Source organism: Type-D symbiont of Plautia stali (assembly GCF_001485335.1).
Taxonomy (GTDB): Bacteria; Pseudomonadota; Gammaproteobacteria; order Enterobacterales; family Enterobacteriaceae; genus Pantoea; species Pantoea vagans_C.
This window is the reverse complement of sequence record NZ_BBOC01000076.1, coordinates 1-25,779: the sequence shown is the minus strand read 5'-3', so window position 1 is coordinate 25,779 and position 25,779 is coordinate 1. Positions and strand designations below refer to the sequence as shown.

Annotated in this window: 26 protein-coding genes; 23 read left to right on the top strand and 3 right to left on the bottom strand. The window is 55.9% G+C overall.

Annotation, left to right across the window (positions count from 1 at the left end; translation table 11 throughout):
• The 10 genes from PSSD_RS20175 to phnE (PSSD_RS20130) all read left to right on the top strand — a co-directional run.
• Positions 1 to 267, top strand: a 267-nt coding sequence (locus PSSD_RS20175) for an alpha-D-ribose 1-methylphosphonate 5-phosphate C-P-lyase PhnJ (protein WP_201023839.1), incomplete at its 5' end; no start/stop codon positions are given.
• Positions 257 to 1,018: a phosphonate C-P lyase system protein PhnK gene (gene phnK, locus PSSD_RS20170; RefSeq protein WP_039332167.1), complete on the top strand. Its 762-nt coding sequence runs from the start codon at positions 257 to 259 to the stop codon at positions 1,016 to 1,018. The genes PSSD_RS20175 and phnK, both read left to right, overlap by 11 nt.
• 127 nt (positions 1,019 to 1,145) lie before the next feature.
• A complete protein-coding gene (gene phnL, locus PSSD_RS20165) occupies positions 1,146 to 1,850 on the top strand; it encodes a phosphonate C-P lyase system protein PhnL (protein ID WP_039332165.1) in 705 nt (234 codons plus the stop codon).
• Positions 1,847 to 2,983, top strand: a complete 1,137-nt coding sequence (gene phnM / locus PSSD_RS20160) for an alpha-D-ribose 1-methylphosphonate 5-triphosphate diphosphatase (protein ID WP_058973467.1) — start codon at positions 1,847 to 1,849, stop codon at positions 2,981 to 2,983. The genes phnL and phnM overlap by 4 nt, the downstream gene beginning before the upstream one ends.
• Entirely contained in the window at positions 2,983 to 3,519 is a 537-nt protein-coding gene (gene phnN, locus PSSD_RS20155) for a ribose 1,5-bisphosphokinase (RefSeq protein WP_058973466.1), read from the top strand. Before phnM ends, phnN begins: the two co-directional genes overlap by 1 nt.
• Positions 3,516 to 4,286 carry a phosphonate metabolism protein PhnP gene (gene phnP / locus PSSD_RS20150; protein WP_039332159.1) on the top strand — a complete coding sequence of 257 codons (771 nt, stop codon included), beginning with the start codon at positions 3,516 to 3,518 and terminating at the stop codon, positions 4,284 to 4,286. Before phnN ends, phnP begins: the two co-directional genes overlap by 4 nt.
• A 78-nt stretch (positions 4,287 to 4,364) precedes the next feature.
• On the top strand, positions 4,365 to 5,195 hold the full coding sequence (gene phnC / locus PSSD_RS20145; protein ID WP_039332157.1) for a phosphonate ABC transporter ATP-binding protein: 831 nt from the start codon (positions 4,365 to 4,367) through the stop codon (positions 5,193 to 5,195).
• Between the two features lie 26 nt (positions 5,196 to 5,221).
• Entirely contained in the window at positions 5,222 to 6,151 is a 930-nt protein-coding gene (phnD, locus tag PSSD_RS20140; RefSeq protein ID WP_039332155.1) for a phosphonate ABC transporter substrate-binding protein, read from the top strand.
• Between the two features lie 114 nt (positions 6,152 to 6,265).
• Positions 6,266 to 7,129, top strand: a complete 864-nt coding sequence (phnE, locus tag PSSD_RS20135; protein ID WP_058973465.1) for a phosphonate ABC transporter, permease protein PhnE — start codon at positions 6,266 to 6,268, stop codon at positions 7,127 to 7,129.
• Positions 7,126 to 8,010 (top strand): phosphonate ABC transporter, permease protein PhnE, encoded by an 885-nt coding sequence (gene phnE, locus PSSD_RS20130; protein ID WP_058973464.1) that lies wholly within the window; start codon positions 7,126 to 7,128, stop codon positions 8,008 to 8,010. The genes phnE (PSSD_RS20135) and phnE (PSSD_RS20130) overlap by 4 nt, the downstream gene beginning before the upstream one ends.
• Here the strand turns inward: phnE (PSSD_RS20130) and PSSD_RS20125 are convergent.
• Complete coding sequence (locus PSSD_RS20125; RefSeq protein ID WP_058973463.1) at positions 7,964 to 10,549, bottom strand: ATP-binding protein; 2,586 nt, start codon at positions 10,547 to 10,549, stop codon at positions 7,964 to 7,966. The genes phnE (PSSD_RS20130) and PSSD_RS20125 overlap by 47 nt on opposite strands.
• 145 nt (positions 10,550 to 10,694) lie before the next feature.
• Here PSSD_RS20125 and PSSD_RS20120 point away from each other — a divergent pair, with 145 nt between their 5' ends.
• The 6 genes from PSSD_RS20120 (at position 10,695) to PSSD_RS20095 (ending at position 17,012) form a co-directional block, all read left to right on the top strand.
• Complete coding sequence (locus PSSD_RS20120; protein ID WP_058973462.1) at positions 10,695 to 12,200, top strand: sugar ABC transporter ATP-binding protein; 1,506 nt, start codon at positions 10,695 to 10,697, stop codon at positions 12,198 to 12,200.
• Between the two features lie 10 nt (positions 12,201 to 12,210).
• Entirely contained in the window at positions 12,211 to 13,194 is a 984-nt protein-coding gene (locus PSSD_RS20115; protein ID WP_058973461.1) for an ABC transporter permease subunit, read from the top strand.
• A 203-nt stretch (positions 13,195 to 13,397) separates the two neighbouring features.
• Complete coding sequence (locus PSSD_RS20110) at positions 13,398 to 14,336, top strand: ABC transporter substrate-binding protein (protein WP_039332143.1); 939 nt, start codon at positions 13,398 to 13,400, stop codon at positions 14,334 to 14,336.
• A 66-nt stretch (positions 14,337 to 14,402) separates the two neighbouring features.
• Entirely contained in the window at positions 14,403 to 15,086 is a 684-nt protein-coding gene (locus tag PSSD_RS20105) for a D-lyxose/D-mannose isomerase (protein ID WP_039332141.1), read from the top strand.
• An 11-nt stretch (positions 15,087 to 15,097) separates the two neighbouring features.
• Positions 15,098 to 15,958, top strand: a complete 861-nt coding sequence (locus tag PSSD_RS20100; RefSeq protein ID WP_058973460.1) for a ketose 1,6-bisphosphate aldolase — start codon at positions 15,098 to 15,100, stop codon at positions 15,956 to 15,958.
• A gap of 1 nt (position 15,959) precedes the next feature.
• The gene (locus PSSD_RS20095; protein ID WP_058973459.1) at positions 15,960 to 17,012 is read left to right on the top strand and encodes a carbohydrate kinase family protein; all 1,053 of its coding nucleotides are present in this window, start codon (positions 15,960 to 15,962) and stop codon (positions 17,010 to 17,012) included.
• Here the strand turns inward: PSSD_RS20095 and PSSD_RS20090 are convergent.
• Positions 16,949 to 17,695 (bottom strand): response regulator, encoded by a 747-nt coding sequence (locus PSSD_RS20090; RefSeq protein WP_058973458.1) that lies wholly within the window; start codon positions 17,693 to 17,695, stop codon positions 16,949 to 16,951. The two genes, PSSD_RS20095 and PSSD_RS20090, sit on opposite strands and share 64 nt — an antisense overlap.
• Before the next feature lie 416 nt (positions 17,696 to 18,111).
• Here PSSD_RS20090 and PSSD_RS20085 point away from each other — a divergent pair, with 416 nt between their 5' ends.
• Positions 18,112 to 19,410: an NCS2 family permease gene (locus tag PSSD_RS20085; protein ID WP_231568864.1), complete on the top strand. Its 1,299-nt coding sequence runs from the start codon at positions 18,112 to 18,114 to the stop codon at positions 19,408 to 19,410.
• A gap of 255 nt (positions 19,411 to 19,665) precedes the next feature.
• Positions 19,666 to 20,061 carry a hypothetical protein gene (locus PSSD_RS20080; protein ID WP_058973457.1) on the top strand — a complete coding sequence of 132 codons (396 nt, stop codon included), beginning with the start codon at positions 19,666 to 19,668 and terminating at the stop codon, positions 20,059 to 20,061.
• A gap of 52 nt (positions 20,062 to 20,113) precedes the next feature.
• Here PSSD_RS20080 and PSSD_RS20075 read toward each other — a convergent pair whose 3' ends face one another.
• Positions 20,114 to 21,562, bottom strand: a complete 1,449-nt coding sequence (locus PSSD_RS20075; RefSeq protein WP_058973456.1) for an AMP nucleosidase — start codon at positions 21,560 to 21,562, stop codon at positions 20,114 to 20,116.
• A 125-nt stretch (positions 21,563 to 21,687) separates the two neighbouring features.
• Here PSSD_RS20075 and PSSD_RS20070 point away from each other — a divergent pair, with 125 nt between their 5' ends.
• The 5 genes from PSSD_RS20070 to PSSD_RS20050 all read left to right on the top strand — a co-directional run.
• Positions 21,688 to 21,888, top strand: coding sequence for a hypothetical protein (locus PSSD_RS20070; RefSeq protein WP_153011473.1), 201 nt, complete (start codon positions 21,688 to 21,690; stop codon positions 21,886 to 21,888).
• Between the two features lie 19 nt (positions 21,889 to 21,907).
• Entirely contained in the window at positions 21,908 to 23,023 is a 1,116-nt protein-coding gene (locus PSSD_RS20065) for a branched-chain amino acid ABC transporter substrate-binding protein (protein ID WP_039336853.1), read from the top strand.
• A 78-nt stretch (positions 23,024 to 23,101) separates the two neighbouring features.
• On the top strand, positions 23,102 to 24,016 hold the full coding sequence (locus PSSD_RS20060) for an ABC transporter permease subunit (protein WP_039336852.1): 915 nt from the start codon (positions 23,102 to 23,104) through the stop codon (positions 24,014 to 24,016).
• 10 nt (positions 24,017 to 24,026) lie between these two features.
• Entirely contained in the window at positions 24,027 to 25,310 is a 1,284-nt protein-coding gene (gene livM, locus PSSD_RS20055; RefSeq protein WP_058973454.1) for a high-affinity branched-chain amino acid ABC transporter permease LivM, read from the top strand.
• Positions 25,303 to 25,779: ATP-binding cassette domain-containing protein (locus PSSD_RS20050; RefSeq protein ID WP_153011472.1), on the top strand; the 477-nt coding region annotated here is incomplete at its 3' end. The genes livM and PSSD_RS20050, both read left to right, overlap by 8 nt.

The window sequence follows — 25,779 nt, the reverse complement described above, 5'->3', positions numbered from 1 at the left end:
AAGATGCACATGATGCCTGCACTGCAGCTGTTTGGTGCCGGACGTGAAAAACGCATCTATGCGCTGCCGCCGTACACCAAAGTAGAAAGCCTCGATTTCGATGACCACCCGTTCACCGTGCAAAGCTGGGATGAACCCTGCGCACTGTGCGGTTCGCGCCACAGCTATCTCGATGAGGTGGTAATGGATGATGCCGGTACGCGCATGTTTGTCTGCTCCGATACCGATTTTTGCCACCAGCAGCAGGAACAACAGCATGCACAGTGAACAGCCGCTGCTTGCGGTCAACAATCTGACGCACCTTTATGCGCCAGGCAAAGGCTTTGAAGATGTCAGCTTTGAACTCTATCCGGGTGAAGTGCTGGGCATTGTCGGGGAATCCGGCTCGGGTAAAACCACCTTGCTGCGCAGCCTGTCGGCCCGGTTAGCGCCGCAGCAGGGCAACATTCTTTATCGCGCCCAGGATCTCTATCAACTGAGTGAAAGCGATCGTCGCCGTCTGCTGCGCACGGAGTGGGGGGTGGTGCATCAGCATCCGCTCGACGGCTTGCGCCCGCAGGTCACGGCAGGCGGCAATATTGGCGAGCGCTTAATGGCCGTGGGTCAACGCCATTATGGCGACATCCGCAAAGAGGCGATGCGCTGGTTGCAGGACGTTGAGATCCCGGCCAACCGTATTGATGACTTGCCGACCACCTTCTCTGGCGGCATGCAGCAGCGTTTGCAGATTGCACGCAACCTGGTGACCCAGCCCACGCTGGTGTTTATGGATGAGCCAACCGGTGGTCTGGATGTGTCGGTGCAGGCTCGACTGCTCGACCTGCTGCGCACCCTGGTGCGTGAGCTGAATCTGGCGGTGGTGATTGTCACTCACGATCTCGGCGTGGCGCGCTTGCTGGCGCACCGTTTGCTGGTGATGAAGCAGGGCAGAGTGGTGGAGAGCGGTCTCACCGACCGGGTGCTGGACGATCCGCACCATCCTTACACCCAACTGCTGGTTTCATCGGTATTGGCGTAACGTTTTTGCCAGGTGCGCATCAATGCGCACCCTACAACATCGGGTCACGACCGTGAGTAAGAGTGGGCTTGGAGCGTTGTAGGGGCGCCATTTATGGCGACCGCGAATCAAACATCAGGACATCAACATGCAACCTTTATTGCGCGTAGAGAAACTCAGCAAAACCTTCGTGCTGCACAACCAGAGCAGTGCCGCGCTGCCGGTATTACAGGACGCCAGCCTTGAAGTGTGCGCCGGTGAATGTGTGGTGCTGCATGGCCGCTCGGGTAGCGGAAAATCCACGCTGCTGCGTGCTTTGTACGGCAATTACCAAGCCAACAGTGGCCACATCTGGCTGCAACATCAGGGCGAATGGATCGATATGGCACAAGCCCCTGCACGCCAGATCCTGGCGATTCGCCGCGAAACCGTGGGCTGGGTAAGCCAGTTTTTGCGCGTGATCCCGCGTGTGCCGACGCTGGAAATCGTGATGCAACCGCTGTTGGAGCGAGGCGTGGAGCGCGCGTTCTGTGAAAAACGAGCCAAAGAGCTGCTGACGCGGCTGAATGTGCCAGAGCGTTTGTGGTCGCTCGCGCCGTCCACCTTCTCCGGTGGTGAGCAGCAGCGTGTGAACATTGCGCGTGGCTTCATTGCCGACTATCCGGTGCTGTTACTGGATGAGCCCACCGCCTCACTCGACAGCGCCAATAGCGCCGCCGTGGTGGAATTGATTGAACAGGCGCGTGCACGGGGTGCCGCCATTGTAGGTATTTTCCATGACGAAGCGGTGCGCGCACGCGTGGCCGATCGCCTGCACGTCATGCAGCCGGTAAAAACAGGAGCAGAAGCATGATCGTCAACAACGTCCGTCTGGTGCTGGAACAGGAAGTGGTGTCGGGTTCACTGGAGATCCGTGATGGCCGTATTGCCAGCTTCAGCGACAGCGCCAGCCAACTGCCGGGTGCGCTGGAGGGGGAAAACGCCTTCCTGCTGCCTGGGCTGGTAGAGCTGCATACCGATAACCTCGATAAATTTTTTACCCCTCGCCCAAAAGTCGATTGGCCTGCACATTCGGCTATGAGCAGCCACGATGCACTGATGGTCGCCAGCGGCATCACCACGGTATTAGATGCCATCGGCGTGGGTGATGTGCGCGACGGCGGCCATCGCATCGAAAACCTCAGCAAAATGATCAATGCGATTCAGGACAGCAACCGCAAAGGCATCAACCGGGTTGATCACCATCTGCATCTGCGTTGTGAACTGCCACACAACACCACGCTGCCGCTGTTTGAAACGCTGATGAGTACACCGGAGTTGTCACTGGTATCGCTAATGGACCATTCACCAGGCCAGCGTCAGTACGCCTCTCTTGAGATGTATCGCACCTACTATCAGGGCAAGTACTCGCTGAATGATGAGCAGATGGATCAGTTTGAGCGTGAGCAGCTGGCGCTGGCCGCTGAATTCTCCACGCCGAACCGCAATGCCATCTCCAGCCTGTGCCGTTCACGTGGTATTCCGATTGCCAGCCACGATGATGCGACAGCGGCACATGTGGCGGAATCATATGATGTAGGCAGCACCATCGCTGAGTTCCCGACCACCCTTGAGGCGGCACGCGCTTCACGCGAGTGCGGTATGCAGGTGCTGATGGGCGCGCCGAACATTGTTCGTGGGGGATCGCACTCCGGGAACGTGGCGGCATGGGAGTTGGCCAGCCATGGCCTGCTGGATATCCTGTCATCCGATTACTATCCGGCAAGCCTGCTGGATGCAGTGTTCCGCCTGGTGGCCGACGAGCGTAACAGCCTGACGTTGCCACAAGCCGCCGCGCTGGTGACACGTAATCCGGCTCGCGCGATCGGCTTGCACGATCGCGGGGTGATTTCCGAAGGACAGCGCGCCGATCTGATTCTGGCGCATACCGAACATGGCCATCCGCACATTCGCCACGTCTGGTCGCAGGGCAGGCTGGTGTTCTGATGGCACGGCTGATCTGGCTAACCGGGCCTTCGGGCTCGGGTAAAGACAGCTTGTTGAACGCGTTACGCGAAGCCCCGCCCGAAAGGTTGGTGATTGCGCATCGTTACATTACCCGCCCGGCGGATGCCGGGGGGGAAAACCATGTCGCACTGAGTGAAGCGGAATTCCGGCGACGTGAAGCCCTCGGCTTGTTTGCCATTAGCTGGCAAGCGCATGGCCTGCATTATGGACTGGGCGAAGAGATCGACCACTGGCTGGCACGCGGGTTAAACGTGTTGGTGAATGGTTCACGTCTGCATCTACCCACAGTGCAACAGCATTACGGCGCCCGGTTATTGCCGCTGGTGTTGCAGGTGTCGCCTGCGGTGCTGGAAGCGCGGCTGCGGCAGCGTGGACGTGAAAGTGAAGCAGAGATTAGCAAACGACTGGCACGCGCAGCGGAACCCTTGCCTGCGCACTGCCATCCGCTCAATAACGATGGCGCACTGAGTGATACGCTTGAGAAGCTGCGCCAACTGCTGGAACATCCGCCATGAAACTCACTTTTCTCGGAACCGGCGGCGTGCAGTCCGCGCCGCTGTTCGGCTGTGATTGTCACGCCTGTGAACGCGCGCGCCGCGAACCCCGACATGCACGCGCGGCCACCAGCGCAATAATCGACACCGGCAGTGAGCGGATTTTGCTGGATGCAGGACGTCACGATCTGCATCAACGCTTTCGCCCCGGTGAATTGAGTCGCATCTTGCTCACCCATTTTCATATGGATCATGTCGCTGGACTGTTCAGTCTGCGCTGGGGAATCGGTGAACCGATCCCGGTGTGGGCACCGCCGGATGAGAAGGGGTGTGATGACCTGTTTAAGCACCCTGGACTACTCGATTTCCGCCCGGCACTCACGCCTTTTGTGCCCCATCACTTCGGTGCGCTGCAGGTGACGCCGTTGCCGTTACAGCACTCAAAACTCACCCATGGCTATCTGTTTGACTGGCAGGGTACACGCCTCGCCTGGCTGTGCGATACCTGCGGATTACCACCGGAAACCGCAGATTTTCTTGACGGTCAACCCCTCGACCAACTGGTGATTGACTGCAACGACCCGCCCCGAGAAAGCGTGCGTAATCATAATGATGTGACACGCGCATTGCAGATTATTGAACAGCTGGCACCGCGCCAGGCCTGGCTTGTCCACCTGAGTCATGAGATGGACCGCTGGTTACTGAATAATCGCTTACCTGACAATGTGCTGGCGGCAACCGATGGGCAAAGCATTGCCGTCGGCTCTGTTCACGCTGTCACCGTTTAATCACTTTACTGTCATCAAGTCTTCATCGGATTTGCCCGTAATAACGGGCAATCAAGACCTCAGAGAGTGGAGTGCATCATGGCACAGGCATTACTGAAAACCGTTATCGACAATCCTTACGTTCCACACGCCGGTCAGGGTAACAAGGTGCTGTCGGTACAGGGACTGTGCAAGGCGTACGGCGAAAACCGCGTACTGGATAATGTCAGCTTCGATCTGCATGCGGGCGAGCTGGTGGCCGTGATTGGTCGCTCTGGCGCAGGCAAATCGACACTGTTACACATGCTGAATGGCACCATCAGTGCGTCACAGGGGGCAATTCTCAGCAACCGTCCCAATCAAGCGGATCGTGATGTGGTGACGCTCAACAGCCGGCAGATGCGCGAGTGGCGTAGCGAATGCGGCATGATTTTCCAGGACTTCTGTCTGGTGCCGCGTCTCGATGTGTTGACCAACGTGCTGCTTGGCCGTCTGAGTCAGACCTCGACGCTGAAATCTTTCTTTAAAGTCTTTTCCGAAGCAGACCGCGCGCAGGCGATTGAGCTGCTGCAGTGGATGAACATGCTGCCGCAGGCGCTGCAGCGTGCTGAGAATCTCTCGGGCGGACAGATGCAGCGCGTGGCAATTTGCCGTGCACTGATGCAGAACCCGCGCATCCTGCTGGCTGATGAGCCTGTCGCGTCGCTCGATCCGAAAAACACCAAACGCATCATGGATGTGTTGCGTCAGGTGAGCGAGCAGGGCATCAGCGTAATGGTGAACCTGCACTCGATTGAACTGGTGAAGCAGTACTGCACCCGTGTTATCGGCATTCAGCGCGGCAAAGTGCTGTTTGACGGACATCCTTCTCAGTTGACCGACGGCCTGCTGCACGAGCTGTACGGCGACGAAATTAACCAGCTCCACTAACTCCCACGGCAAGAGAAAAACCACGAATGAAACTGACCTCTTTAGCTTTACTGACTGGCGCTCTGATGGCTTTTGGCGTTAACGCAGCGGATGCACCAAAAGAGTTGAACCTCGGGATTTTGGGTGGCCAGAATGCCACTCAGCAGATTGGCGATAACCAGTGCGTCAAAGACTTCTTCGACAAAGAGCTGAATGTCGATACTAAGATGCGCAACTCCTCTGACTATGCAGGCGTGATTCAGGGCCTACTGGGCAACAAAATTGATATGGTGCTGAGCATGTCTCCAGCATCCTATGCGTCTGTTTATCTGCAGAACCCGAAAGCCGTAGACGTGGTGGGGATCGTGGTGGATGACAAAGACGGTTCTCAGGGTTACCACTCTGTGGTGATCGTGAAAGCCGACAGCCCGTATAAAAAGCTGGAAGATTTGAAAGGCAAATCATTCGGCATGGCTGACCCGGATTCAACCTCTGGCTTCCTGATGCCAAACCAGGCGTTCAAGAAAGAGTTCGGTGGCACCGTTGACGATAAGTACAACAACACCTTCTCTAGCGTGACCTTCTCTGGTGGCCATGAGCAGGACATCCTCGGTGTGTTGAACGGTCAGTTTGAAGGTGCGGTGACCTGGACTTCCCTGATCGGTGATTACAACACCGGTTATACCTCGGGTGCCTTTGGCCGTCTGATTCGTATGGATCATCCAGACCTGATGAAGCAGATTCGCATTATCTGGCAGTCGCCGCTGATCCCGAACGGCCCGATCCTGGTCAGCAACAACTTACCCGCTGACTTCAAAGCGAAAGTGGTTGCCGCGATCAAGAAGCTGGATAAAGAAGATCACAGCTGTTTTGTTAAAGCGGTCGGTGGTGCTCAGCACATCGGTCCCGCCACCGTTGCGGACTATCAGAACATCATCGATATGAAGCGTGATTTGATGAAAGGTTCGCGCGGGTAATACCCATCGGTGCTGTCGTTGATAGAGGTGCGCATCAATGCGCACCCTACGTAGGGTCGTCATTAATGGCGACCAGATTCCCTCCTGCACCCTTTCCAACACAGGACATCCCCCTTGACCGATTTTGAACACTACTACCAACGTATCCGCCGCCAGCAAAAGCGTGACACTGTGCTCTGGTCGCTGCTGTTGGTCGCACTCTATCTTGCTGCGGGCAAGATGGCGGAATTCAATTTGGTCACTGTCTGGCAATCATTGCCTCACTTTTTCGATTACATCGGCCAAACGATGCCAGTGCTACATCTGTCGGTATTGTTCGCGGATGTGAAAACCGAAGGCTCACTGGCGTACTGGGGCTACCGTCTACACTTCCAGCTGCCGCTAATCTGGGAAACTCTGCAGCTGGCGCTATCGTCAACCCTTGTTGCAGTGATCGTTGCCGCAGTGCTGGCGTTCTTCGCTGCCGATAACACGCAAACGCCGCGCAGCATCCGCATCGCTATTCGCACCTTTGTCGCTTTTCTGCGCACCATGCCAGAGCTGGCGTGGGCGGTCATGTTCGTGATGGCGTTCGGCATTGGCGCGATTCCCGGTTTTCTTGCTCTGGCACTACACACCGTGGGTAGCCTGACCAAACTGTTTTATGAATCGATTGAGAGCGCGTCGGATAAACCCGTGCGTGGTCTGGCGGCCTGCGGTGCCAGCAAGTTGCAACGCATGCGTTTTGCTTTCTGGCCACAGGTGAAACCCACTTTCCTCTCATACAGTTTTATGCGTCTTGAGGTGAACTTCCGCTCTTCCACCATCCTTGGGCTGGTGGGCGCGGGCGGGATTGGCCAGGAGTTGATGACCAATATCAAACTGGATCGCTACGATCAGGTCAGCATCACGCTATTACTGATCATCGTCGTGGTCTCGCTGCTGGATACCCTTTCCGGCTGGTTGCGCCGCCGCGTCGTGGAAGGAGAAATGAAATGATCGCCTTAGCGCCAGATGTGGCGAAATTGAAGCAGGAGCATCCCGCACTGTTCGCCGCGCAAAACCGTTACTTACGCCGTATTGCCATGATGGCGCTCGCCGTAGTGCTGTATTACCTGTTCTTCTTTGAATTTTTCGGTATTGAGTGGAGCCGTTTTATCATTGGCTGCCAGCAGTTGAGTCGCTATTTCCTGCGCATGTTTGTCTGGCAGGACTTTGTTAACTGGCCGTTTGGCTACTACTTCACCCAAGTCGGTATCACGCTGGCCATCGTGTTCGTTGGGACGCTGACCGCATCCGCCATTGCACTGCCCGTGTCCTTTCTGGCAGCGCGCAATGTCATGCACGATCCCATCGCCCGTCCGATCTCTTTAGTGGTGCGACGCCTGCTCGATATTCTGCGTGGTATCGACATGGCGATTTGGGGCCTGATCTTTGTGCGTGCCGTGGGCATGGGGCCACTGGCAGGGGTACTGGCGATTGTGATGCAGGATGTTGGGCTGCTTGGCAAACTCTATGCAGAAGGTCACGAAGCGGTTGAGCGTTCACCCAGTCGCGGGTTAAGTGCGGTGGGGGCCAACAGTTTGCAGAAGCACCGTTACGGCATCTTTACCCAATCGTTCCCCACTTTCCTGGCACTCAGCTTGTATCAAATCGAATCCAATACCCGATCGGCGGCGGTACTCGGTTTCGTCGGCGCGGGCGGTGTGGGCCTGGTGTATGCCGAAAACATGCGCCTGTGGAACTGGGATGTGGTGATGTTCCTGACCATTATTTTGGTCGGTGTGGTGATGATTATGGATGTCATCTCCAGCAAGCTTCGTAAACGTTATATCACGGGGAAACCGTTGCCGCTGTGGCAGCCTGCCGTGCGCGACTGAGCCTTTCACTTCGCTGCCAGGCACGTTCCAGTGCCTGTGCCAACTGCACCTGTTGCCAGGGTTTCGCCAGCCGCTCACACAGCGGCAAGGTGACCTGGCTTTGGCGTAAATCCTGACCGCTGATCAACAGCGTGGCCAGCGCGGGCCACTGCTGTTGTGCCTGGCGAATCACATCGGCACCGTTGAGCGGGCCGGGTAGCATCAAATCACTGATCAGCAGTTCAATATCGGGCGTCTGGCGCAGCAGCGTGAGCGCGGCCTCCCCATCACCACACTCCAGTGTCAGATACCCAAGCTGATGCAGATGCTCGCATAATGTTTGTCGCACTGCCGGTTCATCGTCCAGCACTAACACCAGCCGATTGCTACTGTCGCCCGGAACAAAGGTGGATAAGGTGGCCTGAGGCTGTACCGCTTCCGGCGCACGCGGCAACAGCAGACGAATGGTCGTGCCCTGGCCGGGTGCGGTTTCGACTTCAATCTGGCCGCCAGACTGTCTTACAAAGCCATACACCATCGACAAGCCCAGCCCACTGCCGCTGCCGGTCTCTTTGGTGGTGAAAAACGGCTCAAAAACCTGTTCACGTACCTCGGCTGACATGCCGCAGCCATGATCGATCACTTCAATGGTCACCCGATCACGTTTGCCCTCCGCCTCTTGCGTACGCTGGTTCCAGATGCGCAAGCGAATTTCACCACTCTGCTTCTCCATGGCATCACGGGCGTTGACCACCAGATTCAATAACGCGTTCTCCAGTTGCCCCGCATCAATCCACGCAGGCCAGCCGGGACGCTGCGCATCCACCACTAATTGCTGGCCGGGCAGCAGTGAATGTTGCAATAGCGAATGCAGGTTATCCACCAACTCGACCACCGATACCGCACGCGGATAGAGAGCCTGTTTACGTGAGAACGCCAGCAGACGTTGCGTCAGTTGCGCCGCTCGGTCTGCGGCCTGGCGTGCCCGTTCAACACGGCTGGCGAGGGTACCGGGTGGCAGTTGATCTACCGTCAATGCCAGACTGCCGATAATCACCGCCAGCAGATTGTTAAAATCATGCGCGATGCCCCCAGTGAGTTGGCCGACCGCTTTCATTTTCTGGCTGTGCAGTAGCGCCTCTTCCAGTGCCTTGCGCGTGGTGCGCTCTAACACCGTGTTCACCATGCCACGGCGGGGCACCGGGCTGAAGCGCAACTCCAGCGTGCGACCATCTGGCAGACGCACTTCCTGCGCATCCTGCAGACCGTTAAGCTGCACATTCATGCGTGCCAGCAGACGTTGATAATGCAGACCGCGATGCAGTTCACGCGGTGAAATACCCAGCAGTTCAGCGTATTGCGCGTTCCACACCACCAGTTGCCCACTGTTATCAAACAGGGCAAAGCCATCACGCATGGCGAGGAACGTCGATTCCAGCTGATTACTTTTCTCTTTTAACAATCTTGAGGTGTGTGCCAGCGAGGCGGTATTCCGCGCGAATACGTTAAAGGCGCGAGCCAGATCGCCCAGCTCATCACGCCGCGCCAGCCCCGGGACATTGACGCTTTTCTCACCCTGTGCCAGTCGGGTCATGGCATGGGCAATCGCCGTGAGGCTCGATCCCAGATTGCGATAGATGTAGTAGCCCGCGTAGCCGGTGATCAGTAACGCCAGCAGCATAAACAAACCGATAAAGCCGATGATGGAATCCAGTTCCTGATGCGTGACGGCACTGCGCGTATCGCTTTGTTGCGCCACCAACTGGACGTACCGGGTGATGTCACTGTTGAGCATCGCCACCAGCGCTTTGATGCGATACGTCGCGTAGGCGATAGTGATATCGCTCTGTTCTAACTGTCCGGCGACAGGTTGCAGGCTGTGTAGGGTGTCGACCAGACGATCGCGCTGCATAGCCAGTGCGTCCTGTAACGGTAACGCTGACCAGACCGGCAGAACCTGCTGTAACTGCTGTTCTGCGGTTTGCGGCGCGGTGGACTGAATCGCCACTTTTAATAACGCATCGGTTTGCTGACGCAATGGCAGAAAAGCGGCGTTACTCGCGAGGGTATCAATACGATTGAGCAGCAACTGGGCTTGCCATAAACCACTTAGCATCACGTTACGCTGCAGATGGCGCTGGTGACCCTCACGTAACAGCTGACTGATGCTCTGTTCCAGCATCTGGCTGCGTTCGCGAATGCGCGCCAACAGCGCCGGTTGCTGTGCGGCTAAAGGAGCGTTTGCCAGCATCGACAATGACTGCTGTAAGGCTTGTTGCGTTTGCTGCAAGCGCGCCGACTCGCTTTGGTACTCCAGCGCGCCCACCACCTGAGCCAGCCGCACGGCGGCGGTGGCCACATTGGCGGTGTCTCTCGCCAGCGACAGGCTGCCGTTCATATCGGCGAGCGTTTGTGCCTGCGCCTGTTCCTGAATGTGACCGGCGTGGCGAAATCCAAAAATCGCCACCAGACTCACCGCCAGCGTGACGCTCACTACCAGCAGATTGAACAGCAGCAGGCGACCCCGCGCGCCAGCGTGCCAGTGCAGACTCTGACTCATTGCGGTCTCTCCTTACCATTCCACCTCCGGCGAGTATAGAAGCGCCATCCAGGCGCAATATGACAAATATGAATGGCCGCTGACATTTTCCATTTATCTGGCGTTGCCACACTCGGCGGCAACAACTGGCAGCGGGAGTCTGGCGATGACGGCGACACCGATATTAGAAATGCGTGAAATCACCCGACGCTTCGGCAGTTTCTACGCGCTCAAAGGCGTGGACTTGACCGTATGGCCCGGCGAGGTGCACGCGCTGATGGGCGAAAACGGTGCCGGAAAAAGCACGCTGATGAAAATTCTGGCCGGTGCCTATACCGCCAGCAGCGGGGAAATTCTTATCGACGGTAAGCCGTATGCCATTAAAGGCCCGAAAGAGGCACTGGCAGCGGGGATCACCCTGATTTATCAGGAGATCAATCTGGCACCCAACCTAACGGTGGCAGAGAACATCTTTCTTGGCAGTGAGATCACCCGAGGGGGGCTGGTCAAACGTCGACAGATGGCGGAAGAGGCACAGCTTGTCATTAATCGTCTGGGTGCTCAGTTTAGCGCCACCGATCTGGTCAGCACGCTCAGCATTGCCGAGCAGCAACAGGTGGAGATCGCCCGCGCGCTGCACCGCAACAGCCGCATTCTGGTGATGGATGAACCCACCGCAGCACTCTCTAATCGCGAAACCGAACAGCTGTTCGCTTTGATTAAGCGGCTGCGCAGTGAAGGCATGGCGATCATCTATATCAGCCACCGCATGGCAGAAGTGTATGAGCTTTCAGACCGCGTCAGCGTGCTACGCGATGGGCAATATGTTGGCAGTTTGACGCGCGATCAACTGAATGCCAGCGAGCTGGTGCGCATGATGGTCGGTCGGCCGCTCAGCGATCTGTTTAATAAGGACCGCACCATTTCCTTCGGCGAAATTCGTCTCGCCGTTAATCACCTGACGGATAACCGCAAAGTGCATCCCAGCAGCCTGGCGGTGCGCGCGGGTGAGATTGTCGGGCTGGCTGGGTTGGTGGGGGCAGGGCGCAGCGAACTGGCACAACTGATTTTTGGTGTGCATCAACCCAAAGGCGGCGAAATCTGGATCGATGGGGAAAAGGTCAAGATCCACTCACCGCGTGATGCCATTGCGCGCGGCATTGGTTTCCTCACTGAGAATCGCAAAGAGCAGGGGCTATTCCTTGAGTTGGCGGCACAGGAAAACATTGTGATGGCCACGCTGGAGCGCGACGCCAGCTACGGACTGCTCAACCGCCGTAAAGGCCAGAAGATTGCCAGCGAAGCCATCGAATCGCTGAATATTCGCGTGCCCCATGCGCAGGTGCGCGCGGGCGGCTTATCGGGCGGTAATCAGCAGAAGTTACTGATTTCACGCTGGGTGGCCATTGCGCCCCGCATCCTGCTGTTGGATGAACCGACGCGCGGGGTGGATGTCGGTGCCAAGAGCGAAATTTACCGCATGATGAATCAGATGGCGCAGCAGGGTGTGGCGATTTTGATGATCTCCAGCGAATTGCCTGAAGTGGTGGGCATGAGCGACCGCGTGTATGTGATGCGCGAAGGCAGCATTGCTGGTGAGCTGAGCGGCGCAGAAATCAGCCAGGAAAACATAATGACACTGGCCACCGGCGCACAGCCGGTTCAGGCCTGAGGATACCGAGATGACCAGTGAAACCGCACGTGCCAAAAGCCCAACGCTCAAGCGGGCATTAATGAGCGATCTGCTGCAAACGGTAGGCATTCTGCCGATTTTAATCATCATCGTGGCGGTGTTTGGCTTCGTCACGCCAAACTTCTTTACCGAAGCAAACTTGCTGAACATTACCCGGCAGGCCTCGATCAACATCGTGCTGGCGGCGGGGATGACCTTCGTGATCCTGACCGGTGGTATCGATCTTTCTGTGGGGTCGATGTTGGGCACCACGGCGGTCGTGGCGATGGTGGTGTCACTCGATCCCGCCTTTGCCGGTCTGACGATTCCGGCGGCGCTCGGTGCCGGTCTGATCATGGGATTGTTCAACGGCATCCTGGTGGCGTGGGCGGGATTACCGCCGTTCATCGTGACGCTGGGAACCTACACCGCGCTGCGTGGTGCAGCCTATCTGCTGGCGAATGGCACCACGGTGATTAACTCCGACATCAATTTTGAGTGGATAGGCAATGGCTATCTCGGCTCGATTCCCTGGCTGATCATCATCGCCTTCGCGGTGATTGCGCTGTGCTGGTTCATTTTGCGGCGCACCACGCTGGGCGTGCATATCTATGCGGTGGGGGGCAACGTGCAGGCGGCGCGTCTTACCGGGATCAAAGTGGGTCTGGTGCTGGTGTTTGTCTATGCGATGAGCGGCATGTTGTCAGGGTTGGGGGGCTTGATGAGCGCCTCGCGCCTCTACAGTGCCAACGGCAACCTCGGTATGGGCTATGAGCTGGATGCCATCGCGGCGGTCATTTTGGGCGGCACCAGTTTTGTTGGCGGCATCGGCACCATCACCGGCACGCTGATTGGTGCGCTAATTATCGCCACGCTGAATAACGGCATGACGTTGATGGGTGTGTCGTATTTCTGGCAGTTGGTGATTAAAGGCGCGGTGATCATTATCGCGGTACTTATCGATAAATACCGCACACGTCATCATTTGAATTAACGGGCTATTTTACTTGCCATTTTGCCACCGGGCAGTGCGCGCAATCCTCACGTACTTCAGTACGCTCCGGTTGCTGTGCGCTGGCCGTTAGCAAACTGGCTGCGACAATAACGCCCGCGATTTCAGCTTACGAAAACAGGTTGTCACATCACGGCGTTCTGACCGATCGCCAACATAATCATAAAAGCAGGAGAACATCGACTATGCGTTTTAATCCGATTATTACCGGACTGCTGGCGGCGACGCTGTTGAGTGCGCCACTGGTGCAGGCCAAAGAGTTGAAATCCATTGGTGTGACCGTGGGTGACCTTGCCAACCCGTTCTTCGTGCAGATCACCAAAGGTGCGGAGCTGAAAGCGCGGGAGCTGGCTGGCGACAAGGTCAACGTGACGTTGGTGTCGAGCGGCTATGATCTTGGTCAGCAGGTGGCGCAGATTGATAACTTCATCGCGGCTAAAGTGGACATGATCATCCTCAACGCCGCCGATTCAAAAGGCATCGCCCCTGCCGTTAAGCGTGCGCGTGATGCGGGTATTGTGGTGGTGGCGGTGGACGTGGCCGCCGATGGTGCCAACGCAACTATCACCTCCGATAACACCCAGGCAGGTGCCATGGCGTGTAAATACATCTCCGATCGCCTGAAAAATAAAGGCAACGTGGTGATCATCAACGGACCACCGGTATCGGCTGTACAGAACCGCGTCGAGGGCTGCATGACGGAGCTGAAAACCCATCCGGATATCAAACTGCTCTCCTACAACCAGAACGCCAAAGGCAGTCGCGATGGTGGACTGGAAGTGATGACCGGTCTGCTGTCTGCTAATCCGAAAATCGATGCGGTGTTTGCGATTAATGACCCGACGGCGATCGGTGCGGACCTGGCTGCGAAACAGGCGCAGCGTAGTGAGTTCTTTATTGTTGGCGTTGATGGATCGCCAGATGGTGAAGAAGCCCTGAAACGCAAAGGCTCGCTGTTTGTAGCTACGCCAGCGCAAGACCCACAGGTGATGGCGGCAAAAGCGGTGGAGATTGGTTACGACATCCTGCAAGGCAAACCGGCACCGGACAAGCCGGTGCTGATCCCGGTCACCATGATCGATCGTAACACTGTCGGCAGCTACAAAGGCTGGACGGTGAAATAACCGGTTCACCGCGATCTGTACTGGATGGGCGGGCCACGTCTCGCCCCTACCTGTGGAGAGGGACCCATGCAGCGATCAGAAGTTAACGCCATTCTTCAACTGACCCGAGAATTCTTCATGCGGCAAGATGTTCACCTGCCGCCCTGGGCCGATTATGGCCTCAGCCAGTGGCGTGCACTGGAGCAAAGCCGTGCGCAAGAGTTGCTGGCTCTACACCTCGGCTGGGACGTCACCAGTTTCGGCGCAGATGATTTCAGCCAGACGGGCCTGACCCTGTTTACCTTGCGTAATGGCTCACGCGGTGGGCAGCCGTGGGGTAAACCCTATGCGGAAAAAATCATGCATGTTCGCGAAGGGCAGGTCACACCCATGCACTATCACCCACAAAAAATGGAAGACATCATTAATCGTGGTGGCGGCAATTTGATTGTCACACTGCATAACCGTGAGGGAACACAGCTTGGCGACACGCCGGTGAACGTGACGCTGGATGGCATCCGCCAAACGCATGCCGCGGGTTCGCAACTGCGCTTATCGCCCGGGGAAAGTGTCACCCTAATGCCTGGCATTTGGCACAGCTTTTGGGGTGAAGAGGGCTATGGCGATGTGCTGGTCGGCGAAGTGTCGATGCCCAACGACGACGAACATGACAACGTATTTCTCACGCCGTTAGCGCGCTTCAACCCGATTGATGAGGATGAAGAACCGCGCTGGCTGCTCTGCAACGAATATCACCGCTGGCTGGCATAAAGGAGCGCACCATGGCACTGATTTCACTGGCGCAGGGTCTTGCCCACGCGCAGCAGCATCAATACGCACTGGGCGCATTTAATGTGCTGGATACCCATTTCCTGCGCGCCCTGTTTCAGGCAGCAGAGCAACAACGTTCGCCATTCATTATCAACATTGCCGAGGTGCACTTTAAATATGTCAGCCTCGAACATCTTATCGCGGCCATTCGCACTGAAGCAGCGCTGCACGATATTCCGGTGATGCTCAACCTTGATCATGGTTTGCATTTTGAAGCGGTGATGCAGGCGATCCGCCTCGGCTTTACCTCAGTGATGTTCGATGGCTCCACCCTGAGTTACGACGAGAATGTGCGTCAGACACGCGAAGTGGTGAAAATGTGTCATGCCATTGGCGTGTCCGTGGAAGCGGAACTTGGGGCTGTGGGCGGCGACGAGGGGGGAGCACTGTTTGGCGAAGCTGACAGCAACAAATTTACCGACCCTGCGCGCGCGGCAGAGTTTGTTGAATCAACCGGCATTGACTGTCTGGCGGTGGCCATCGGCAACGCGCATGGGAAATACAAAGGTGAACCCAAGCTCGATTTCGAACGGCTTGCGGCGATCCGTGCGGCAGCCAGGATTCCGTTGGTGCTGCATGGCGGTTCAGGGATCAGCGATGCGGATTTCCGCCATGCTATTAGCCTTGGTATACACAAAATCAATTTTTACACCGGTATGTCTCAGGCGGCGTTGGGCGCGATTGAAAAACAGATTAGTCAGCGTGATGCGCGATACGATTCTTTCGCCGAACTGCTGATGGCAGTTGAGCACGACATCGCCAACGTGGTGGCGCAGCAAATGCAGGTATTTGGCAGTGCCGGGAGGGCCTGAGATGGCGCAACGCAAGGGCATTTTGGGCGCAGGCAGCATGTTGGTAGACCATGTGCAGCGTATTACTCACTGGCCGGAGCAGGGCTGGCTGGCGGAGATTACCCACAGCGAGAAATGCAGCGGTGGGGCCGCGCTCAATGTGTTGTTCACGCTGGCGCGCATGCAGGTGAATGTGCCGCTGGCGGGGGTGGGGATGGTCGGGGAAGATAATGACGGCGATTACATCGTGCAGCTGTTGGACGACCATCAGATAGATCGCCGTTTTGTCCAGCGCACCTGCAGTGTCACCACCGCCATGACCCAGGTGATGACCACGCCAGATGGGCAGCGCACCTTCTTCCATGCGCGTGGCGCCAATGCACAGCTGGATCTGCCGCATTTTGCTGAGGTCGCGACACCGCATCGTATTTTCCATCTGGGTTATCTACTGTTGCTGGATAGTCTGGATCAACCCGACGATGAATACGCCACACGCAGTGCGCGGTTGCTGGCACAGATGCAGCAACGCGGTTATCTCACCTCGCTGGATTTGGTCTCGCGAGCGGGAGAATATCGCCCCCTGGTTGTCCCCGCGCTGCGCTGGCTGGATTATCTGGTGATTAACGAGCTTGAGGCGCAAGCGTTAACGGGCATCACGTTACGCAGCGAACAGGGGTTATCGGCGCCAGAAGCTTTTGCGCAAGCGGCCGCATGGCTCATTGCACAAGGGGTGCGTCAGCGAGTGGTAATCCATGCGCCAGAGGGGGCGTGGGGGCAAGAAGGTACAGAAGAGGGGATCTGGCAGCCTGCCTGGTGCCTGACGCCTGAGGAGATTGTCGGTAGCGTCGGCGCGGGCGATGCCTTCTGTGCGGGCGTGTTGTATGCCAGTCACGAGAACTGGACGATGTTAGACACGCTGAAGCTGGCACACACCTGTGCCTGTTTTAATCTGCATGCAGCGAATGCGCTGGACGGCACGCGGCCATTGGCCGAGATGCAGCGCTGGATGGATCAGGCTATTTGTGTTTCACGTGATGCAGAAGCGGGGCGCATCACATCCGCAGAAAAAACATAACCCAAACCGCGGATGGTGCGGATCAGGCTGGGCTGATGTGGATTGGTTTCGATTTTTCGTCTCAACCGCATAATCAGCACGTCAATGGTGCGATCAAAGACTTCCAGGCTTTCGCTATGGGTCAGTTCCAGCAGTTGATCGCGGGTTAACACTTTGCGGGCATGGCCTACCAAAGCACGCAGCAAGGTATATTCCCCTTGAGTCAGCGGCACACTTTCCCGTTGCGGATTAAACAGCTGGCAGCGGGCATCATCCAGGCGCCAGCCATTGAATTGCCACCCCTCATCATATTGCGTCTCAGGTTGCGTCAGACGGCCGCAGCGGCGTAACGCGGCTCTGGCGCGTGCCACCACGACGCGCGGGTTAAAGGGTTTCGCGATATAATCATCGGCACCCATTTCAAGGCCCACCACCATATCCGCTTCAGAACCCATACCGGTGAGCATGATCACCAGCAGGTCTGGACGCTGCCTTTGCATCTGTTGCAGCACCAGCAGGCCGTTGGTATCGGGTAGCATCATATCCAGCATCACCAGAGAGATTTCAGGATGCAGGCTTACCAGCGCCAGCGCATCTTTGCCCTGGTGGCAGCTGTAGACGGTAAACACGTGTTCACTTAATACATCGTGCAGCAATTCACACACGGCACGATCATCATCAACGACCAAAATCGCGGGCTTCATTGCGCTGTCTCTTTGTTGCGGAAGGGTTAAAAAGCAGTGTAACCCGATGTTTTTAGGCTGCCGATTCAGGCTGCAGAAACGTGAGCGCCATCGCCAGGCAGAGTGTGAAAGCGTGCGTTGCCGCAATATTTTTTCCCGTGGTCATGACCCTTAGGGAAAACGATTGCGCAGCGATAGTGCAATGCACCATAATCGCGCCTCGTTCTGGTTCAGAATTATCTTAACCGTAAATACATTCGCGGACGTAAACGATTGCGTACAGTGATGGCATAGCAATTGCTATATGGACAGGGGAAAGCGGAAGGCGTTCTTGCCTTACGTCCGGCTTAAATCGCTTTCATCAAAAAATAATCACTAGCTTAACCACATTGGCAAGAGAGAACGTGCATCCGTGCCGTCTCCGCTCATGAGAGATGATGATGTTAGAAAAACTCTTCAAATTAAAAGCGCACAACACCACCGTGCGTACGGAAATTATTGCCGGTATCACCACCTTCCTGGCAATGGCCTACATCCTGTTTGTTAACCCGAGCATCCTCGGTGCAACCGGCATGGATAAAGGTGCGGTGTTTGTGGCGACCTGTCTGGCAGCGGCCATTGGCTGTGTGTTGATGGGGTTGATCGCTAACTATCCGATCGCTCTGGCTCCCGGCATGGGGCTTAACGCCTTCTTCACCTACACCGTGGTGCTGCATATGGGTTACACCTGGCAGATTGCACTGGGTGCGGTGTTCCTCTCAGCAGTGATTTTCTTTGCTCTGTCGATTTTCAAGATTCGTGAGTGGATTATTGCCAGTATTCCTTTACCGCTGCGTGCCGGCATTGCCGCTGGTATTGGTCTGTTCCTGGCACTGATTGCGCTGGAAGGTGCGGGCATCGTGGTGGATAACCCAGCCACCTTAGTGGGTCTGGGCGATCTGACGAAACCGGGTCCGCTGCTGGCGCTGTTAGGCTTCTTCATCATTGTGGCGCTGGAAGCACGTCGCGTTACCGGTGCGGTGTTGATCGGTATCCTGGTGGTGACCTTTATCTCCATGGGGATTGGCCTGACGCCATTTGGTGGGGTGTTCTCTGCACCGCCTTCGATTGCACCGACCTTTATGCAACTGGATATCTCCGGTGCCTTCAACGTGGGCCTGGTAAGTGTCATCTTCGCCTTCCTGTTCGTTGATGTGTTTGATAACACCGGTACGCTGTTGGGTGTGACCAAGCGTGCAGGCCTGGCTGATGAGCAGGGCAACGTGCCAAAAATGGGCCGTGCACTGATTGCGGATAGTGCGGCTGCCTTGTTTGGTTCTCTGCTGGGTACCTCAACCACCACCAGCTACGTCGAATCTGCGGCGGGTGTCAGTGCCGGCGGACGTACCGGTTTGACCGCCATCGTGGTCGCGGTGCTGTTCCTGCTGAGCCTGTTCTTCTCGCCATTGGCGGGTAGCGTTCCGGTTTACGCCACCGCACCTGCTCTGCTGTTCGTGGCAGTACTGATGGCTTCCGGGTTGGCTGAAATTGACTGGAAAGACATCACCACGGCTGCACCAGTGACGGTAACGGCATTGACCATGCCGCTGACCTACTCAATTGCTAACGGCATCGCCTTCGGTTTCATTACCTGGACCGTGGTGAAGCTGCTGAGTGGCCGTACTAAGGAACTCAACGCCGCGTTAGTGATTCTCTCCATTCTGTTCGTGATCAAACTGGGCTGGCTGAGCGCTTAAGTTCTGGTTTACGGAAGCCCGCCCGGGCTTCCGTGTCATCTGTTACATCTCCGTAGTTAATTCCTGTGCGATGTCTCGCAATCCTCATTGATGCACGCTTCACGGATGTGTCGACCTGGTTTAACTTCTCGCGTCGTCATTCACTGCCTGACTTTTTTATCCCAATGGCGGGTTCGTGGAATGTTTAATCAGTTCGAATCTGTTTCACTAAGGTGATAGTGGGAAGATTGAACGAATACAGTAAAGGATTTGGTGATGGATAATCCCATTAACAACATGCCTCGTTTATCTCCTCCGCTTCTTTTGGGTATGCGCAGTCAAGGAGAACATCCCATGGAAACGTTAATGAAACGGGTTGAACATCTGGAAAAAAACACGCAAAAAATCCAGTTTGATGTTGCTCTGCTCACGGCACGATCCGAGCATTTTGCGACGAAATCAGACATTGAATGTTTGAGAACCGAGCAGGGGCAAATGCGTAATGAACTCATGGGCGAGATGGGCCAGTTGGAGAGACGCATAGATCGCAAATTTGAAAGGCTAGAAGCCAAATTTGAAAAGCTGAATGACCGTTTAACGTGGTCGATTATGATCCCGGCCATCCTGGCTGTTGTGGCATGGTTTGTGAAAACGGCTGTGATGGAAATATGAGTGTTGAACCGGAAAGTCATTCCGACCTGCTAGCAGGCCGGAATGTACATATTTACCTGAACGGCGGCTCATTAAAGGTGCGCAACTTCCTGGAATGCAGCTTATCGCCCTCAGCACGCAGCAGCTCAACCGCGCAAATACCGATTTGCAGATGCTCTGAAATTGCCCCTTCGTAGAAACGATTTGCCTGTCCCGGCAGTTTAATTTCGCCGTGCAGTGGCTTATCCGAAACGCACAGCAAAGTACCGTAAGGCACACGGAAGCGATAGCCCTGTGCGGCAATTGTCGCGCTCTCCATGTCTACCGCCACGGCGCGGCTCAGGTTAAAGCGCAGCGCAGAAGCGGAATAACGCAACTCCCAGTTACGGTCATCAGTTGTGACAACGGTTCCGGTACGCAGACGCTGTTTGACCTCTTCCCCAGGCATACCGCTGACTGCTTTCGTGGCGTCATACAAAGCTCGCTGTACTTCAGCAATGCTTGGGATCGGAATGTCCGGCGGCAGTACGCTATCTAACACGTGATCGTCACGCAGATAAGCGTGCGCCAGCACGTAGTCACCAATGGTCTGGCTTTCACGCAGCCCGCCACAGTGACCAATCATCAACCAGGCGTGCGGACGAATCACGGCGAGATGATCGCAAATAGTTTTGGCGTTGGACGGTCCCACCCCGATATTTACCAGCGTGATGCCACGGCGGTTGGGTGAAGTGAGGTGCCAGGCGGGCATCTGGTGCTTCTTCCATGCCAGGTCGGACATCATGGCGGTAGGGTCCTGAGTATCCGCCGTGATCACCACATCCCCGGCACATGCAAGGCTGTCATAAGGCGTATTGGGATCCTGAACCTGTTCGATGGCCCAACGCACGAACTCATCGACATAGCGGGTGTAGTTGGTAAACAGCACAAACGGCTGGAAATGTTCTACCGCTGTACCGGTGTAATGACGCAGGCGCGCGAGGGAAAAATCGGTGCGCAGCGCATCAAAGTGCGACAGCGGGAAGATAGCATTGGCATGGAACAGGCCATCCGCGGTTTCATCGCCAATTTGCGACAGTTCAGTGGTGGGGAAATGCCGCGCGATGCTGGCGCTCATGGATCGGTCCAGCGTGAGGCCATCAATCACGTAGGGATAAGGGATTTCCTGTTGCGATGGGCCCACCTCAATCAGCACATCGTACTCTTTTTCCAGCATCTGTAACTGCTCGCTCAAATAATGGCGTAACAGTGCAGGGCGGGTGATAGTGGTGCTGTAACTGCCGGTATGGGTAAAACGGCCCCAGGCGCGCGTGCGATTCTGCTGTGGGCCTTCCCCCTGCCAGGTGATGCGCAATTCGGGATAAACAAACAGACCATTTTGACGTTCGGCTTCATCCGGCAGCGTACCCTGGGCAGTGAAATCACGAATCGCGTTGCGCAGTGCCTCTACAGCGCTCTCATACAGGCGTTCCAGCTCATCCAGTGCCTGCTGGCTACTCAATCCGTTCCGTTGTGTATTCATAGGTTCTCCTTCAGGGAAACATGGACCGATTTGACCAGAGCATAGCGGATAAACACAGCAGCACGATGAAGAATCTGTGATCGACCGCATTCTGCACCATCACGGTGCTGGTGCGCGGCGTAACTGTGGCTATGTTTATGATTAGCAGGGATGTCACCTCGCGCCGCTTCTACCCTGGCACGATGCCACTGCAAAAACTGCCACCGACCGTCTTCTTTGGCGAGTTTCTTGCTTATTCCTTAACCGTGGTCCTGATGACCACTGAAAGTGCTGCAAAAGTTTCAGAAATTGATTTCTCCCAGGCCGTGGTATGGCTCCGTTCCTGACCCGTTGAGGATTGAAAGCATGTCTTTGAAATTCATGAAACACCCAGTGAAGGTGGTACTTGCAGGTTGCCTGAGCGTAGCATTTTACGCGCAAGCGGATATCAAGATTGGTGTAGCGGGCCCGTTCTCCGGCCCCAATGCGACCTACGGGGCGCAGTACTGGAAAGGTGCAAGTCAGGCAGCCGACGATATTAATGCCGCAGGCGGTATTAACGGCGAAAAAATTGTGTTGGTGCAGGGGGATGATGCCTGTGAACCCAAGCAGGCGGTGTCGGTAGCAAACCGACTCGTTGATCAGGACAAAGTGATGGCAGTGGTCGGTCATTTCTGTTCGTCCTCTACCATGCCCGCCTCGGAAGTGTATGACGAAGCGGGTGTGCTGGCGATTACCCCCGGATCCACTAACCCGCAAATCACCGAGCGCGGCATGAAAACTATGTTCCGCATGTGTGGTCGTGACGATCAGCAAGGTGCAATCGCCGCTGATTACATCATCGACAAGTTGAAAGCGAAAAAAGTGGCGGTGATCCACGACAAAGATACTTACGGTCAAGGCCTTGCCGATGCCACTAAAGCGGCGTTAGAGAAACGCGGCGTGAAAGAGGTGATGTATGAAGGGCTGTCTCGCGGTGAAAAAGATTTCAACGCATTAGTAACGAAAATCGGTGCGGTTAAACCTGATGTGGTCTATTTCGGTGGATGCCACCCGGAAGCGGGTCCGCTAGTGCGTCAAATGCGTGAGCAGGGCGTCAACGCCGCCTTCTTCTCCGGTGACTGTATCGTGACTGAAGAGATGGTGACGGCAGCAGGTGGCCCGCAATATACCAAAGGCGTGTATATGACCTTTGGTAATGACCCGCGCACCATCCCTGATGGCAAAGCGGTGATTGAGAAATTCCGCGCCAGCGGTTTCGAACCGGAAGGTTACACCCTTTATGCCTATGCGTCGGTTCAGGCGATTGCTGCGGCCTACAAAGCTGCCGGTAAAGATAACGCCAAAGCCAGTGATTGGTTGAAAGCCAATAGTGTCGATACCGTGATGGGTAAAAAAGCCTGGGACGGTAAGGGCGACCTTAAAGTCTCGGATTATGTTGTTTATCAGTGGGATGACAAAGGCAAATATCACCAGCTGTAATATGACACGCGGCCCCGCCACGCGGGGCTTTTCGCGATTGGACGCGAAATCTGCGTTCCTTTTACGTGCGAGAGATATATGGACGCTTTCTTCATACAGCAGATGATCAACGGCCTGACGTTGGGCGCGGTATATGGGTTGATCGCTATTGGCTACACCATGGTTTACGGCATTATCGGCATGATCAACTTCGCGCATGGCGAGGTATATATGATCTCCGCCTACCTGTGTGCGATAGGGCTGGCATTACTGAGCTACTTTGGCATTCACTCCTTTCCACTGCTGATCTTCGGCACGTTGATTTTTACCATTATTGTCACTGCCGCTTACGGCTGGGCGATAGAGCGCATTGCCTATCGACCTCTGCGTAACTCCACGCGTCTTGCGCCCCTGATTTCAGCGATTGGCATGTCACTGATCCTGCAAAACTATGTTCAGTTGAGCCAGGGGCCAAACCAACAAGGGATTCCGACATTACTGACAGGCGTACTGCGCATGGAGATTGATGGCGGTATTGTGCAGATCACCTGGACCAAAGTGTTCATCCTTATCGCCGCCTTCTGCGGCATGGCATTACTGACCTGGATTATTCAATACACCAAACTGGGACGCATCTGTCGTGCGGTGCAGCAGGACCGACGCATGGCCTCGATTCTGGGTATCAATACCGATCGTGTCATTTCTCTGGTGTTTGTGATTGGCGCGGCGATGGCCGGGTTGGCGGGTGTGCTGGTGACCATGAACTACGGCACCTTTGATTTTTATGCCGGGTTTATTATCGGCATCAAAGCCTTCACGGCTGCGGTGTTAGGCGGTATTGGTTCTTTGCCTGGCGCCATGTTGGGCGGGTTGCTGTTGGGCGTGGCGGAAGCGCAGTTCGCGGGGCTGGTGAACTCTGATTATAAAGATGTGTTCTCCTTTGCTCTGCTGGTGGTGATTCTGATCTTCCGTCCGCAGGGGCTGCTGGGACGTCCGCTGGTTGCAAAAGTGTGAGGATGCCGCGATGAATGCAATGACGCAAAGTACGGGCGTGCGCGAAGCACTGCTCGATACACTGCTGGCTGGCGTGATCGCGCTGGTGGTGTTTGGTCCCATTGTCGGGGTGGTGTTGGATGGCTACAGCTTCAAACTGTCGCCTCAACGTGTTGCACTGCTGGTGGCGCTGGTAATGGTGGGGCGCTTAGTCATCAGCCTGATTCTGCATACGCCCTTTGGCCAGCGCTTTAAGCGTAAGTTTGAAGGCAATGACGACGGTGTTTACGTCCGGGAACCGGGCTATCGTTCGCGGCTGCGTTGGGTGTTGCCGCTCTTGCTGGTGGTGGCGCTGGCGTTTCCCTTTCTCTCAACAAAATATCTGTTAACGGTGGCGATTCTCGGGCTGATTTATGTTCTGCTCGGTCTTGGATTAAACATTGTGGTGGGTCTCGCCGGGCTGCTTGATTTGGGCTATGTGGCCTTTTACGCCATTGGTGCCTACGGTCTGGCATTGGGCTACGAATACCTCGGCTTAGGGTTCTGGAGTATGTTGCCGATTGCCGCGTTGCTGGCCGCTTTTGCCGGTGCGCTGCTGGGCTTTCCGGTGCTGCGCATGCACGGTGATTATCTGGCCATCGTGACGTTGGGTTTCGGTGAAATTATCCGTCTCGTGCTGACCAACTGGCTATCGTTTACCGGCGGCCCCAACGGTGTATCGGTTCCTTCACCGACCTTTTTTGGCCTTGAGTTTGCCCGACGCGCGCGGGACGGTGGGGTGCCTTATCACGAATTTTTCCACCTTGATTACAACCCCAATATGAAGTTCATCTTCATTTATGTGGTGCTGGTGCTGGTGGTGCTCCTGGTACTGTTTATCAAGCATCGCCTGACGCGCATGCCGATTGGTCGTGCCTGGGAAGCGTTGCGTGAAGATGAAATTGCCTGCCGCGCCATGGGGCTGAACCACGTGCTGGTAAAACTTTCGGCGTTTATGCTGGGCGCATCCACCGCGGGTATTGCCGGGGTGTTTTTTGCCAGCTATCAGGGATTTGTCAATCCAACGTCTTTCACCTTTTTCGAATCCGCCTTGATTCTGGCGATTGTGGTGCTGGGGGGAATGGGCTCGACGCTGGGCGTGGTGCTCGCGGCCTTTGTGCTGACCGTGGCACCCGAACTGTTGCGCAGTTTTGCGGAATATCGCGTCCTGCTGTTTGGCATGCTGATGGTGTTGATGATGATTTGGCGACCGCGTGGTCTGGTGCGTACCGCCCGTGTTGGCGTACCGGTGAGAAAAGGAGTGCGCCATGAGTGATGCCATTCTGCAAGTGGATAATCTGATGATGCGCTTCGGCGGCATCAAAGCGCTCAATGATGTCAGCCTCTCTGTAGAACGCGGTTCGGTCACCTCGCTGATTGGCCCTAATGGTGCAGGTAAAACTACAGTGTTCAATTGCCTGACAGGATTTTATCGCGCCACCGGCGGGCGCATTATGCTCAATGCTAACCAGCGCAGCACTGACGTGATTCAGGTGCTGGGGCAGAAAATCCACCCACAGGATTGGCTCAATCCTTCACGCCTGGGATCGCGAGTCTGGTACAAAATGTTCGGTGGAGCCCACTTGGTTAATCGCGCTGGGCTGGCGCGCACCTTTCAAAACATCCGCCTGTTTCGTGAAATGTCAGTGGTCGAGAACCTGCTGGTGGCCCAGCACATGCAGGTTAACCGACAGCTTTTAGCGGGGGTACTGAATACGCGTGGTTACCGGGAAGCGGAAAACCGG